Source organism: Phenylobacterium sp. (genome assembly GCF_016793285.1).
Classification (GTDB): Bacteria; Pseudomonadota; Alphaproteobacteria; order Caulobacterales; family Caulobacteraceae; genus Phenylobacterium.
This window is the reverse complement of the sequence record NZ_JAEUMO010000267.1, coordinates 1-13,320: the sequence shown is the minus strand read 5'-3', so window position 1 is coordinate 13,320 and position 13,320 is coordinate 1. Positions and strand designations below refer to the sequence as shown.

The 13,320-nt window shown below is 70.4% G+C and carries 16 protein-coding genes; 11 read left to right on the top strand and 5 right to left on the bottom strand.

Translation table 11 applies throughout. From position 1 onward, the window contains the following. A partial coding sequence (locus tag JNL41_RS22390) for a hypothetical protein (protein WP_293478501.1) occupies window positions 1-233 on the top strand: 233 nt, incomplete at its 5' end. A 34-nt stretch (window positions 234-267) separates the two neighbouring features. Here JNL41_RS22390 and JNL41_RS22385 read toward each other — a convergent pair. Continuing rightward, complete coding sequence (locus tag JNL41_RS22385) at window positions 268-1,113, bottom strand: tetratricopeptide repeat protein (protein WP_293478500.1); 846 nt, start codon at window positions 1,111-1,113, stop codon at window positions 268-270. A 453-nt stretch (window positions 1,114-1,566) separates the two neighbouring features. Between JNL41_RS22385 and rpoD the strand changes: the two genes are divergently transcribed. Next, a complete protein-coding gene (gene rpoD / locus JNL41_RS22380) occupies window positions 1,567-3,507 on the top strand; it encodes an RNA polymerase sigma factor RpoD (protein ID WP_293478499.1) in 1,941 nt (646 codons plus the stop codon). 76 nt (window positions 3,508-3,583) lie between these two features. On the opposite strand, the gene JNL41_RS22375 is transcribed toward rpoD, so the two are convergent. Beyond that, window positions 3,584-4,747 carry an NF038122 family metalloprotease gene (locus JNL41_RS22375; protein WP_293478498.1) on the bottom strand — a complete coding sequence of 388 codons (1,164 nt, stop codon included), beginning with the start codon at window positions 4,745-4,747 and terminating at the stop codon, window positions 3,584-3,586. 222 nt (window positions 4,748-4,969) lie between these two features. Between JNL41_RS22375 and JNL41_RS22370 the strand changes: the two genes are divergently transcribed. Genes JNL41_RS22370 through JNL41_RS22360 form a run of 3 tightly spaced genes read left to right on the top strand, consistent with a single transcriptional unit; the run spans window position 4,970 to window position 7,139 of the window. Then, on the top strand, window positions 4,970-6,616 hold the full coding sequence (locus JNL41_RS22370; protein WP_293478497.1) for a M20/M25/M40 family metallo-hydrolase: 1,647 nt from the start codon (window positions 4,970-4,972) through the stop codon (window positions 6,614-6,616). Window positions 6,617-6,654: 38 nt separating this feature from the next. Further along, window positions 6,655-6,906 (top strand): hypothetical protein, encoded by a 252-nt coding sequence (locus tag JNL41_RS22365; RefSeq protein ID WP_293478496.1) that lies wholly within the window; start codon window positions 6,655-6,657, stop codon window positions 6,904-6,906. Beyond that, on the top strand, window positions 6,903-7,139 hold the full coding sequence (locus JNL41_RS22360) for a type II toxin-antitoxin system RelE/ParE family toxin (protein ID WP_293478495.1): 237 nt from the start codon (window positions 6,903-6,905) through the stop codon (window positions 7,137-7,139). Before JNL41_RS22365 ends, JNL41_RS22360 begins: the two co-directional genes overlap by 4 nt. 95 nt (window positions 7,140-7,234) lie before the next feature. On the opposite strand, the gene JNL41_RS22355 is transcribed toward JNL41_RS22360, so the two are convergent. After that, window positions 7,235-7,855 (bottom strand): TIGR02466 family protein, encoded by a 621-nt coding sequence (locus tag JNL41_RS22355; protein ID WP_293478502.1) that lies wholly within the window; start codon window positions 7,853-7,855, stop codon window positions 7,235-7,237. Window positions 7,856-7,998: 143 nt separating this feature from the next. Here JNL41_RS22355 and JNL41_RS22350 point away from each other — a divergent pair, with 143 nt between their 5' ends. Then, on the top strand, window positions 7,999-8,862 hold the full coding sequence (locus JNL41_RS22350) for a hypothetical protein (RefSeq protein ID WP_293478494.1): 864 nt from the start codon (window positions 7,999-8,001) through the stop codon (window positions 8,860-8,862). A 49-nt stretch (window positions 8,863-8,911) separates the two neighbouring features. Further along, window positions 8,912-9,361, top strand: coding sequence for a DUF6152 family protein (locus JNL41_RS22345; protein WP_293478493.1), 450 nt, complete (start codon window positions 8,912-8,914; stop codon window positions 9,359-9,361). 145 nt (window positions 9,362-9,506) lie between these two features. Here the strand turns inward: JNL41_RS22345 and JNL41_RS22340 are convergent, their stop codons facing one another. Continuing rightward, the gene (locus JNL41_RS22340) at window positions 9,507-9,728 is read right to left on the bottom strand and encodes a flagellar basal body rod C-terminal domain-containing protein (protein WP_293478492.1); all 222 of its coding nucleotides are present in this window, start codon (window positions 9,726-9,728) and stop codon (window positions 9,507-9,509) included. A gap of 110 nt (window positions 9,729-9,838) precedes the next feature. On the opposite strand from JNL41_RS22340, the gene JNL41_RS22335 reads away from it, so the two are divergent. Then, window positions 9,839-10,192, top strand: coding sequence for a hypothetical protein (locus JNL41_RS22335; RefSeq protein WP_293478491.1), 354 nt, complete (start codon window positions 9,839-9,841; stop codon window positions 10,190-10,192). A gap of 9 nt (window positions 10,193-10,201) precedes the next feature. Here the strand turns inward: JNL41_RS22335 and JNL41_RS22330 are convergent, their stop codons facing one another. After that, the gene (locus tag JNL41_RS22330; RefSeq protein ID WP_293478490.1) at window positions 10,202-11,446 is read right to left on the bottom strand and encodes a serine hydrolase domain-containing protein; all 1,245 of its coding nucleotides are present in this window, start codon (window positions 11,444-11,446) and stop codon (window positions 10,202-10,204) included. Between the two features lie 184 nt (window positions 11,447-11,630). Here JNL41_RS22330 and JNL41_RS22325 point away from each other — a divergent pair, with 184 nt between their 5' ends. The 3 genes from JNL41_RS22325 to JNL41_RS22315 all read left to right on the top strand — a co-directional run. Next, entirely contained in the window at window positions 11,631-12,500 is an 870-nt protein-coding gene (locus tag JNL41_RS22325; RefSeq protein WP_293478489.1) for an alpha/beta hydrolase, read from the top strand. A gap of 118 nt (window positions 12,501-12,618) precedes the next feature. After that, window positions 12,619-12,975: an aspartate 1-decarboxylase gene (panD, locus tag JNL41_RS22320; RefSeq protein WP_293473548.1), complete on the top strand. Its 357-nt coding sequence runs from the start codon at window positions 12,619-12,621 to the stop codon at window positions 12,973-12,975. Then, a partial coding sequence (locus tag JNL41_RS22315; RefSeq protein WP_293478488.1) for a hypothetical protein occupies window positions 12,920-13,320 on the top strand: 401 nt, incomplete at its 3' end. The genes panD and JNL41_RS22315, both read left to right, overlap by 56 nt.

Genomic DNA, 13,320 nt, shown 5'->3' with positions numbered 1-13,320 from the left:
ACTGCGACCGCTACGCCGACGCCTGGATCAACTTCCCGGCCCACTGGCGCGACCCGGACTTCCGCGGCGTGCTGCCGAGGGGCACGCCGGTCGCCCAGTGTTTCCCGGTGCGCCGCGAGCGCTGGCGCGCCGACGTCGGCGTGATGGACGCAGCGCAGGCGTCGGCCGCCCAGGCGCTGATCGGCGACATCCGGCGCGAGCGGGGCGTCTACCGCAAGCGGTTCCGGGTTTAGGTTCAGCAAACTCAACCCCACGCAGGGGCGGACCTCAGCGCCGCCCCAGGAACCGTTCGGCGTCGCTGGGGCGCAGGAAGGCGCGGCCGCGTGGGACGGCCGCCAGGGCGTTGAGGGCGGCCCCTGCGGCGTCCGGGGCGAGGCGTGCGGCCTCGCGCAGCGCCGCTTCGCCCGCGGCGCGGTCGCCGAGTTCCAGCAGGCACCGGCCCAGGCCGATGCGGCTCTGGACGTCGCCGGGCTGGCGGGCGAGGACCAGGCGGTAGAGTTCGGCGGCCTCGGCGAAGGCGCCGTCGAGGGCGGCGGTCCGGGCCAGGCCGATCATGGCGTCGAATCGTTCCGGGGCGGCGGCGCGCACCTCGGCGAAATGGCGCCGCGCGGCCGCGCGGTCGTCCGTCTGCAGGCGCAGGAACCCCAGGCCGACCTCGAGCACCAGCGCCTCGGGCGCGAGCGCGAGGCCCGCCTCGAACACCTCGGCCGCCTCGCCGAACCGCCCCGCCCTGCCGAGCGCGTCGCCGAGTTCGAGGAACGCCAGCGGGTAGGGCGGCCGCCGCGTCGTCGCCTGCCGAAGCTGCTCCAGCGCCGCGTCGGCGTGGCCGCCGTCGGCCAGCGCGCGGGCGAGCAGGGTCTCGAGCGCCGGATCGGCGCTGCGGCGCGCCAGCGGTCTCAGCGCGTCGGCGGCGGCGTCGGCCTTGCCCTGCAGCAGCAGGGCCTGCCCCAGCAGGCGGGCGGCGCGGGCGTCGGCGCGCCGGGCCTTCAGGACGCCCCCGGCGAGGCGCTCCGCCTCGGCCAGCCGGCCACGCCGCAGCGCCTCGCCCGCGGCTTCCAGGGCGGCGTCGACGGTGGCCGGACGGGGGGCGTTGGGCGGCGGGCGCTGCGACATGTGACCGCGGGATGTCAGCGTGGCCGCAGCGAAAATGCAATCGCCGCTTCACGTTTCGCGTGTGACAGCGGGTTGACAGAGGCCCTCTCCCGCGCCATCTGCCCCGATGCGGGTTTAGCGCGCAAACGACAGACATCATTGGGCCGCTGCGTTCGACGGGCGCGCCCCCTTCGCGGATGAAGATGTCTCCCTCGCTGTGCGGAAATCCCGGTGGTCGCGCCCTGCCAGGCCGACGACGCCTGCAAAGGCTGCCGGATCGTGCCCGGCGGCCGCATTCTTGCATTTGGCGTCCGACGCGAGCGGAGCTGCGTATCCACCGGCGCGCAAGAACAGACACGGGAACGATTTCGGCGGGCCGTGGGTCGTATTGACGCGACCACTCGATCCCGGGCCGCCGGCCACCATTTTCGGCCCGCCTCTGAAGAGGGGCGGCAGCCGATTTCGGAGATTCAGATGAGCGCAAACACGGCCGAAACCGAAGCCCCCGAGACCACAGCCGGCGACGGCCCGCTGCTCGACCTGACGGATGCGGCGGTCAAGAAGTTCATCAAGCAGGCGAAGACCCGCGGCTACGTCACGATGGACGAGCTGAACAAGGTCCTGCCCAGCGAGGAAGTCACCTCGGAGCAGATCGAGGACACCCTCGCGATGCTGAGCGAGATGGGCGTCAACGTCGTCGAGTCCGAGGACGACGCCGAGGGCGGCGAAGTCGTGGTCCGCGAAGAGAGCGCCGTCGTCGAGACCACGAAGGAGCCCGCCTACGACCGCACCGACGACCCGGTGCGCATGTACCTGCGCGAGATGGGCTCTGTGGAGCTCCTGAGCCGCGAGGGCGAGATCGCCATCGCCAAGCGCATCGAGGCCGGCCGCGACACGATGATCCGCGGCCTCTGCGAGAGCGCGCTGACCTTCGAGGCCATCATGGTGTGGCGCGAGGAGCTGGAGGGCGGCCGCATCCTGCTGCGCGAGGTGATCGACCTCGAGCAGACCTACGGCGGCCAGAACGCCGCGGCCGGGGAGATCCCGGCGGCGGCCGAGGCCGCGGAGACCGAGGAAAGCGAAGAGGCCGAGGGCGAGGAGAAGCCCGAGGGCGAAGGCGAGAGCGACGACGACTTCGACGACGGCGCGGGCCCCACCATCAGCGCGATGGAAGCCGAGCTGCGCGACGGCGTGATGGCCACCCTCGACGCCATCGCGGCCGAGTTCGAGGCCTTCCGCCTGCTGCAGGAGAAGCTGGTCGCCCAGAAGCTGAAGGGCGAGGACCTCTCGGACAAGGACCGTGCAGCCTACGGCGCCGCCACGGGGGTCATCGTCCAGCACCTCAAGACCCTGAAGCTGAACAACAACCGCATCGAGGCCCTGGTCGAGCAGCTCTACGCGATCAACAAGCGCCTGATGGTGCTCGAAGGCCGCCTGCTGCGCCTGGCCGACAGCTACGGCATCAGCCGCACCGAGTTCCTGAAGGCCTACTTCGGCCAGGAGATGCGCCCCGACTGGGCCGGCCAGGTCAAGGCGCTGGGCGTGCGCTGGACCAAGTTCTCCGAGAACGACGGCGGCCAGATCGGCGACATCCGCTCCGAGATCGCCGCGCTCGCCACCGAGACCGGCGTGCCGATCGACGACTACCGCCGCATCGTCCAGACGGTGCAGAAGGGCGAGCGCGAGGCCCGCCAGGCGAAGAAGGAAATGGTCGAGGCCAACTTGCGCCTCGTGATCTCCATCGCCAAGAAGTACACGAACCGCGGCCTGCAGTTCCTGGACCTGATCCAGGAGGGCAACATCGGCCTGATGAAGGCGGTGGACAAGTTCGAGTACCGCCGGGGCTACAAGTTCTCCACCTACGCGACGTGGTGGATTCGCCAGGCGATCACCCGCTCGATCGCCGACCAGGCGCGGACCATCCGCATTCCCGTCCACATGATCGAGACGATCAACAAGATCGTCCGCACCAGCCGTCAGATGCTGCACGAGATCGGCCGCGAGCCGACCCCGGAGGAGCTGGCCGAAAAGCTGGCCATGCCGCTGGAGAAGGTGCGCAAGGTCCTGAAGATCGCCAAGGAGCCGATCAGCCTCGAAACCCCGATCGGCGACGAGGAAGACAGCCACCTGGGCGACTTCATCGAGGACAAGAACGCGGTCCTGCCCATCGACGCGGCCATCCAGTCGAACCTGCGCGAGACCACCACCCGCGTGCTGGCGTCGCTGACGCCGCGCGAGGAGCGCGTCCTGCGCATGCGCTTCGGCATCGGCATGAACACCGACCACACCCTGGAAGAGGTGGGCCAGCAGTTCAGCGTGACCCGCGAGCGGATCCGCCAGATCGAGGCCAAGGCGCTGCGCAAGCTGAAGCACCCGAGCCGGTCGCGGAAGCTCCGCAGCTTCCTCGACAGCTAGCGGTCGCGATCAGGTCTCACGAAAACGCCGCCGGGTCGTCGCCCCGGCGGCGTTTCTGTTTCGTCGCTGCGGCCGATCAGGCCAGGGCGGTCCGCCGGCGGCGCATGGCGGCCCCCAGCAGGCCGAAGCCCAGGATCGTGACCGCCCAGGTCGAGGGTTCGGGCACGCTGGCCAGGTAGATGTCGGCGGTGGTGCGCTCGTAGGGCGCGGCCAGGACGTCGACGTTGAGGTTCCAGCCGATGGCGTCCATCGCCGCCAGGTCGAGCCCGCTGACCGCGTCGCCCGTGCCGCCGCAGATGTACGGGTTCATGATGCCGCGGAAGTTCGTGCAGGGCGAAGCCTGGTTCGGCTCCTTCCAGTGCGAGGCCTGGTTGCCGTCGCCGTTGAACGCGCCGGTCGAGAAATAGCCGTCCATCAGCGCGGTCGCCCCGCCGTCGATGGAGAAGTAGGCCGGCTGGTCGTGGGCCCAGTTGAGCTGGCCGGCCGAGGTGTAGCGGAACATGTCCAGCCCATAGCCCCACCAGGCGTCGTCCACCGGGCCGTCGTAGTCGATGGCGTCGATGAAGTCGAAGTCGTCCGCGCCGCTGACGAAGCCCAGGGCGTGGCCGATCTCGTGGATCGCGACGCCGATGAAGTCGTAGTAGCCGGCGCTGATCCCGTTCTGCGGGTTGAAGTCGAAGTTGAACTGGTTCGAGAACTGGATCTCGGCGTCGACGAAGCCCGGGCCGAAGTCGACGCCGAACGCCTTCGCGTTGGCCGAGGTGAGGGCGATCGTCTGGCTGATGGCGTCCTCGGGCGCCGTCCGCAGCGGCTGCGTGCCGTCGGCGCCGCCCTGCGTGCCGGGATCCTGATACCCGGGGACCAGGACGTTGACGCTGCCGTTGCCGTTGAGCGGAGACAGGTTGGCCACGGCCTGCGCGTCGAGGGCGCTGGTGCCGGTGAAGGCCAGGGCGTCGTAGTAGTCGGCGATCGGCACGTAGGTCAGCAGGCTCGACCCGGTCGAGCCCAGCACGTTCGGGCCGAGGTCGCTGTAGCCGACGTTGATGTGCAGCGTCGCGGTGTTGGTGAGCACTGATTCCCAGTACTTGGCCGCGATGGCGAAGCCTTTCTCGGCCGCGCTGCCGGTCACGCCGCCGATGTCATGCAGCACGATCTCGAGCGCGCTGGCCGGCGTCGAGGCGGCCATCGCCGCCGCCACGGAACCGGCGAGCAGAACCGTCTTCAGTTTGAACTTGAGCATTGGGAGTCTCCCCAGATCCCGGTTTCGAAGGTTGCGTCCACAACTGCAGGTGGGCGCGACATGACCGAAGGCTGGGCGCCCTTTGATCGTGGCGTCAATACCGTTCGCCGCGCGGGCGAGTCCCGGATCGGCGCGGCGCGGGAGTCCGTCCGCCTGGCGGGCCATCCGGTGGCGCGGCGCGGCGCCGATGCGCTAGATGTGGGCAAAGCCCGGGGAGTCTCGATGAGTGTGCTGAAAGTCCTGGCCGCGCCGGTGCTGGCGCTGGGCCTCGCGTGGCCGGTCGCGGCGCAGCAGACTCCCGACGAGACCACCCGCTCGGCCGGGAACATGAAGGCCCACATCGGCTTCCTGGCGTCGGACCTGCTGCAGGGGCGCGAGGCGGGTTCGCCGGGCTTCGACGTCGCGGCGAACTACGTGGCCAGCCAGTTCGCCCAGCTCGGCCTGAAGCCCGCGGGCGCGAACGGCGGCTGGTTCCAGCCCGTGCCGCTGATCGCGGTGCGGCCGAAGGACGAGGGGCGCTACGTGCTGCGCGGCGCCTCCGGCGCCGAGACGCCGCTGGTGTTCGGCGAGGACGTGCTGACCGGGCGGCTGTCGGCGACGAGGGACATCGCGCTTTCCGCGCCGCTGGTGTTCGTGGGCTTCGGCGTCGTGGCGCCTGAGCGGGGCCGCGACGACTACCGTGGCCTGGACGTGAGGGGGAAGATCGTCGTCGTCCTGTCAGGCGCGCCGGCCGCCTTCCAGACCGAGGAGCGGGCCTACTACGCCAACGCCCGGACCAAACGCGCGGCAGCCGCGGCCCGCGGCGCGATCGGCGTCATCGGCGTCAACCTGCCGAGCGACGAGCGGCGGCGTCCGTTCGCCCAGGGCCGGCGCACCTGGCAGGCGTGGTCGATGACCTGGCGCCAGGTCGACGGGAAGCCCTTCGACGCGGCGCCGGGGGCGCCGGCGCTCGGCGCGCTCAGCGTGGCGGGCGCGCAGAAGCTGTTCGCGGGGGCCAGGAGGCCCTGGGCCGAGGTCGTCGCCGCCGCCGAGAAGCCCAAGGGCGACCCGCCGCGTTTCGCGCTGCCTGCCCGCCTTGACGTGACGCTGCACGCCGAGACCCGCACCATCGAGAGCGCCAACGTCGCGGGAATGATCGAGGGCTCGGACCCCAGGCTGAAGGATGAGGTCGTCGTGCTTTCGGCGCACCTGGACCACATCGGCGTCACGCCGCCGGTCGACGGCGACGGCATCAACAACGGCGCGCTCGACAACGCCGCCGGCGTCGCCACGACCCTGGAGGTGGCCCGCGCGTTCGTGGATTCGGGCAGGCGGCCGCGCCGCTCGATCCTGTTCCTGGCCGTCACCGGCGAGGAGAAGGGCCTTCTCGGCGCCGAGTACTTCGCCCGCAACCCGACGACGGGGCCGGCCACGCTGGTCGCCAACGTCGACCTCGACATGCCGATCCTGCTCTACGACTTCACCGACGTGGTGGCGTTCGGCTCGGACCGCTCGGGCGTCGGACCGGCGGTCCAGCGGGCGGCGGCGCGGATGGGCGTGACGGTCTCGCCCGACCCCCTGCCGGAGGAGGGCAACTTCACCCGCTCCGACCACTACCGCTTCGTCGAGGCCGGCGTGCCGGCGGTGTTCCTGATGACCGGCTTCCAGAACGGCGGCGAAGCGAAGTTCCGCGGGTTCCTCAGTGGCTGCTACCACCGCCCCTGCGACGACCTGAACCAGCCCATCGACTACGTGGCGGGCGCCAAGTTCGCGCGGCTGAACTACGAGATCGCCCGCGAACTCGCCGACGTCGACCGGCGCCCCCTCTGGAACAAGGGCGACTTCTTCGGGACGAAGTTCGCAAAGCCTGCGGCGATCGCGGATCGGTAGGCGTTGACGCGTCAGGCCTGCGCTCCGATCATCTTCGGATGGCTGACGGTGAAATCCGGGTGAAACTGGGCGCGGACACTGAACGGCGCTTGCGAGCCGTTGCCGACGCCTCCGGACGTTCGGTCAACGACTACCTGCGAGATCTCATCGCGGAAGACCTCGCGCTCGACTGGAGAGAAGACGAGGAGATCGCGGCGGCGAGCGACCGATCCGGCGGCTGGCGGACGGCTGACGATGCCGTGTCCTACTTTCGTACCGAGCTCCACCGACACGTGAAGAAGGCTGGGTGAGGCCGGTCTACGTCGCCGAGGCGGCGTTTCGAGACCTCGAGAGGCTGGTCGGCTGGCTTGCCCCGAAGAGCCCGCGCGCTGCGGACGCTGCCGCTGACGCGCTGGCGGCGGCGATCGCGTCGCTCAATGACAATCCGGAACGCGGCCGTCCGGTCGGCGGATCGATCCGCGACCAGGTCACCGCAACCGCTGTTCGGGTCACACGGCCGCGCCATGCGCGCGAGCAACGCTGAGTGGGCTGCTGCAACGGCGGGGCATGACTTTGGCCCCGTCGGTCATGGTCGCAGGAAGCCCGGGCGCCCAGACTGAGCCGATGTCGACGAGCGCCCTACCGCCAGCCGTAGTTGAAACTGACGGAGACCCGTGGGGTCTTTGCCTGGTTGGGCGGGACCTCGTGGCGGAGCCAGCTCTCCCACATGTAGATCGTGCCGGGCGCGGGCTGCAGGTAGACGAAGGCCTGGGCGTCCTCGGGGGCGTCGGCGCGCCGCATCGGCGCGGCCATCATCAGCGGCAGGCGCGGATCCTCCAGCTTGAGCGCCGAGGCGCCCTTGGGTGTGTCGACGTAGACCGTGCCCGAGATCACGCTGTGCGGGTGGATGTGGCCCGAGTGGCCGGCGCCCGGCTTCAGGATGTTCACCCACAGGCTGTCGAGCCGCAGCTTGCCGCCGGCCAGGTCGAGATGCAGCGAATCGGCGAAGCGCGCCGCATGACGGTCCAGCCTGCGCTTCAGATCGGCGAACACGCTCATGCGCTGCGGTAGGTCGCCGAGTGAGCCGTATGAGGTGTATCCGCCGTATGCGTGCTCGCGGCACCAGGCGCGGCCGGCCGCGTCCTCGGCGGCCAGCGCCTTGCAGGCCTGCAAAATCTCGGCGTTGAAATTTTCGAAGCTACGGTCTGTTGTAAGGCTGGCTTCGTAGACCGGCGTGACGAAGAGCGGGCGCAGCGTCATGAGGGGCGGCTTAACCCAGCCCATCGGTTTCTCAAAACGCCGCGGCTCCCGGAGCGGGGCGGTGGCGCGGCGTGCGAACCTTGTTTAGGTTGGCGTGACAACAACTCGCCGGGGCGAACGGCGGGCAATGGGGGAAGCGGAAGATGATCAGGTTCGTTGCAGCCCTGGCCGTGGTCGGCCTCGTCGCGGCGGCGCCCGTGGCCGCCCAGGCGCAGGCAAAGAAGCCCACCGCCGCAGCCTACAAGGCTCCGCGCGGTCCCGACGGCAAGCATCCTGACCTGAACGGCGTCTGGCAGGTGATGAACACCGCCGGCTGGGACATCGAACCCCACGCGGCGCGCGCGGCGCTGCAACTCCGGCCGGGTCCGTTCGTGCCGGTGCCCGCGAAGGCGGTGGTGGCGCTGGGCGCGGTGGGCTCGGTGCCCGCGGGCCTCGGCATCGTGGAAGGCGGCGAGATCCCCTACACGGCCGACGCCAGGAAGACGCGCGACGAGAACCGCGCCGACTACCTGAACCGCGATCCGGAAGTGAAGTGCTACCTGCCGGGCGTGCCGCGGGCGAACTACATGCACCTGCCGTTCCAGATCTTCCAGTCCGAGAAGTCGATGATCATCGCGTACGAGTACGCGGGCGCGGTGCGCAACATCCTCTTCACCGACCCCGGCCCGTCGCCGGTGGATAGCTGGATGGGCCAGTCGGTGGCCAAGTGGGACGGCGACACGCTCGTGATCACCGTCACCGGCATGAACGACAGGACCTGGTTCGACCGCGCCGGCAACCACCATTCCGACCAGATGACGGTGGTCGAGCGCTGGACGCCGACCGGGCCGGGCGTGGTCCGCTACGAGGCGACCGTCACCGACCCCAACACCTTCACCAAGCCGTGGAAGATGAGCTTCAACCTCTACAAGCGGCAGGGGGACGACGCGCGGCTGAACCAGTTCAAGTGCGTCGAGTTCGTCGAGGAACTGATGTACGGTGACCTGCGCAAAGAGCCGCTGAAATAGGCCGGATCGGCCTTTGGATTAGACGACCATCCGGCGTTTGGAGGCGAAGATGGACAAGAAGAAGCTGATCGTGGCGGGGGCCATCGCGGGCGCCCTCAGCGTGGCCGCCGCCGGCGGCGCGGCCTGGGCGCACCACGCCTTCGCCGCCGAGTTCGACGGCAAGGCCCCCGTGCTGCTGCGCGGCAAGGTCACCCGGGTCGAATGGATCAATCCGCACGCCTGGGTCCACGTGGCCAATGTCAACAAGGACGGCACCACCACCGACTGGATGGTGGAGGGCGGCACGCCCAACACGCTGCTGCGCGCCGGGATCGACCGCAACTCGCTGAAGGCCGGGACCGAGATCATCGTCCGCGGCTACCAGTCGAAGGACAAGCTCTGCCGCCCGGCCTGCAAGGCCAACGGCCGCGACGTGACCTTCCCGGACGGCCGCAAGATCTTCATGGGCTCGTCGGGCACCGGCGCGCCCCGCGACGGCGCGGACTCGACCGAGAAGTAGGTCCGAACAATACCGGATGCGGAAAGGGGAGCCTCTCGGCTCCCCTTTTTCGTGCCCGCTTTCCCGGGGCCGCGAAGTGGCGCCCTCCAATTCAATCTTCCGCGCTTCCGGATGACGGAGCCTCCGCAGGCGCGAAGGCTCGGGCCTACTTCGTCTGGAGCTGGAGCAGCGAGTCCCACATGTCCTGGGCGAAGCGGATCACCGAGACGTTCGCCGAGAAGGCGGTCTTGGCCTGCACCATCTCGACGACCTCGTGGGCGACGTCGACGGTCTCGTCGCCGCGCATGTTGGCGATCTGGACGGCGGAGGCCTCGAAGCGGCGTGACGCCGCCATCAGGCCGTATCGGGCTGTGGCGATCGGGTCCATGCGGCCAGGTTGGCGCAATGCGGGTTAACCGAGGGCTCCCGGAGATGGTGAATCGCCGGGGCAGCCGTCCGGCCGGAAAGAGCGTATCGTCGCGGCAGAGGAGCCCGCCCATGCGACTTCACACCCTCGGCGCTCTCGTCGCGCTCTGCGCCGGCGCCGCCTACGCCCAGCCGATCGACGAGAACCCGCCCACCAGGACGATCCAGTGCATCGACGTCGGCGGCCAGCTCATCGCGGCCTCCTGCAACGTCCCCGGCAGCCGGCTCGACCCGCGCGAGTACATCTGCACCTGCCCGAACGGCGGCCAGCGGGTCGAGGTCGCGGTCTGCGCCAAGGGGCAGAAGCCGCCGGCCGAGAGTCGGGCGCTGAACATCGCGCGCCGCGAAGCCATCCGCGACGGCAGCCTGCTGGGTGACACGGTGAAGGGCCAGGCGATCTGCGTGGCGCCCCGCAACCGCGGCTGACGCCGGGCTTTAGCCCAGCGCGCCGTAGACGATCTTCTGGAACATCGGGCCGCCGACCCGGCCCGAGGGCCGCTGGCCCTGCATGGCGGTGACGGCCTCGGGTCCGAGCGGCATGGAGTCCTGGATCAGGTAGATCAGGATCATGTCGTTCGCGGGGTCGGCCTGCCACCAGGTGCCGAAGGCGCCCGGCCAGCCGAAGCTGCCCGCCGCGCCCGCGCCCATCCACTCGTGCTTCTGGGCGTCCATGATCATCGACGTGCCGAGGCCGAAGCCCTGGCTGAGCCAGAACGGCATCCCCAGGAAGTCGATCGTCCGCTGCGCCTCGGTGAGCCGGTTGGTGGTCATCAGGTCGATGGTCTGCGGCTTCACCAGCCGCACGCCGTCCACCTCGCCGCGGCCCAGCATCAGGCGGGCGAACGTCAGATAGTCGTCGAGCGTGGAGTAGAGGCTGCCGCCGCCGCCCTCGAAGGTGGTCGGCGTGTCCGGGTAGGGCCAGGAGACGTCCTTCAGCGGCCCGGCTTCCGGCGGCGCCTGGTAGAGCTTCGCCATGCGGCCGCGCTTCTCGGGCGGCGGCCAGAAGCCGGTGTCGTTCATGCCCAGCGGGCCGAAGATGCGGGCCTGCAGGACCTCGCCGAGCGTCTTGCCCTCGACGCGCGCCACCAGGAAGCCCAGCACCTCGGTCGCGTGGCTGTAATGGAAGCGCTCGCCCGGCTGGTAGCTGAGCGGCAGCTCCGAGAGCCGCTGGAGCCACTCGTCCGGCGAATAGGTGTTGGCCAGCAGCGAGCCCAGCTTGGCCTCGTGCGCGTGGGCGATGGGGCCGCGCGAGCTGAAGCCGTAGGCCAGGCCCGAACGATGGGTCATCAGGTCCTCGACCGTGATGTCGCGCCGGGCGGGGACGGTGGCGTCCAGCGGGCCCGCGGCGTCGCTCAGGACCTGCATGTCCTTGAACTCGGGCAGCCACCTCGTGATCGGGTCGTCGAGCCTGAGCTTGCCTTCCTCGACCAGCATCAGCGCCGCCAGCGTCGTCACCGGCTTGGTCATCGAGGCGATGCGGAAGATGGTGTCGCGCTCCATCGGCAGGCCGCCTTCGATGTCGCGGTGGCCGATGGCGTTGAACTGCACCTCCTGGCCGCCCTTCCACACCAGGGTGACCATGCCCGACAGCGCGCCCTGGTCGACCAGCCCCTTCAGGGCCGGCCCCACCTGGTCCAGAATCTCGCTCTTGAATCCCGCAGGCGCCTGCGCTCCGTCCACGGCCGTCCTCCCTTATCGTCGTTCACCCATAGCGCCGGGCGCGACGGCGTCCGTCAAGCGTTCCCGCGGGGAAAGCCGCGTTGCGTCCCGCCCGGGCCGCGGCGCGTAGAAACCCTCGACGGACGTCGCGCGGAGTTGCGTCCGCCGTGTCGCGTCCGTACCTGGGGAGCCGATGCCGCCGCCCGTGACCAAGCGTTCCGCGTTCGCCGCCCTGTCCGGGCTGGCCGCGGCGGCCTGCTCGCCGCTCTCGATGTTCGCGACGCTCTCGCCGAAGGACCCCGCAAGCCATGTGGCGCGCGGCGTGGCCTATGGCGCGGGGCCCCGGCAGCGGCTCGACGTCTATGCGCCCTCGCGGTCCTTGCCGGGGGACCGGCGGGACGAGGCGCCGGTGGCGGTCTTCTTCTACGGCGGTTCGTGGGATTCGGGCCGGCGGCAGGACTACAACTGGGTCGGCCGCGCGCTGGCGTCGCGCGGCTTCGTCACCGTGATCGCCGACTACCGGCTCTATCCCGAGGTGAAGTACCCGGGCTTCCTGCAGGACGGCGCCGAGGCGGTACGCTGGGCCGTGGAGTCCGCGGCGCGCTACGGCGGCGACCCGCGGCGGATCGTGCTCGCGGGCCACTCGGCGGGCGCCTACAATGCCGTGATGCTGGGGCTGGACGGCCGCTACCTGCGGGCCGCCGGCGTCGATCCCGCGGCCGTCCGGGCCATCGCCGGCCTCTCGGGCCCCTACGATTTCCTGCCGCTCACCGGCGACATCACCCACCGCATCTTCGGGGACGCCGCCGACCTGCCCTCCACCCAGCCGCTGGCCTATGTGACGCCCGCGTCGCCGCCCGCGTTCCTGGCCACCGGCGACGCCGACGACATGGTCTGGCCGAAGAACACCGTGGCCCTGGCCAGGAAGCTGCGCGAGGCCGGCGTCGCGGTCGAGGAGAAGCACTACGCGGGCATCGACCACATCCGCATGGTGCTGGCGCTCTCCAGGCCCCTGCGCGGCCGCGCGCCGGTGCTGGAGGAGATGACCGCCTTCCTGCGCCACCACGCGGCCTGAGCGCGCGCGATCCCTTACCGTGCAAGGCGTTCCTCCCCGTGCGTGACGCTTGTTGCGATGCCGCATTGAAGGCGCCGGCGCGCGTGCGTATATGCCCGTCGCTTCAGCGGAGGACCCCATGCTGCTCACCCTGATGAAGGCCAAGCTGCATCGCGCCACGGTCACCCAGGCCGACCTGGACTACGAAGGCTCCATCGCCATCGACCGCGACCTGCTGGACGCCTCGGGCATCCTGCCGCACGAGCAGGTGGACGTGCTCAACATCACCAACGGCGCCCGCTTCACCACCTACGCCATCGAAGCGCCGCGCGGCTCGCGTGTGATCGGGGTCAATGGCGCGGCCGCCCGGCTGGTGCAGAAGGGCGACAAGGTCATCGTCGTGACCTATGGGATGCTGCCTGCCGAGGAAGCGCGAAACTATGCCCCGACCGTGGTTCTGCTCGACGACGCCAACGAGATCAAGGCGGCCGCCTGAGGCCGCGTTCGCCGCAGTCGCGCTGGCGGCCGTGGCGCTGGCCGCCTGTTCGCCGACGGCCCCACCCGGCGTGAACCGCGACGACCTCGACGCGGCGATTTCGAAGGCCGTGGGCGGCCCCAACACCTGCGTGCTGATCGCGCAGGCGACGTCGGGGCGGGTCAACTACCGCTACAACTCCGCCACCGCCTGCGCGCGGGAATGGCCGGCCTGCGACGCGGCCGGGACCCGCAAGCTCAAGGACCTGCTCGACGCCACGGCGAAGGACCGCCAGCCGCGCATGCTTTCGTGCAACACGATGGCCGACGGCTCGCGCGGCGTCGGCTGGTCGGCCGGCCCGATCGC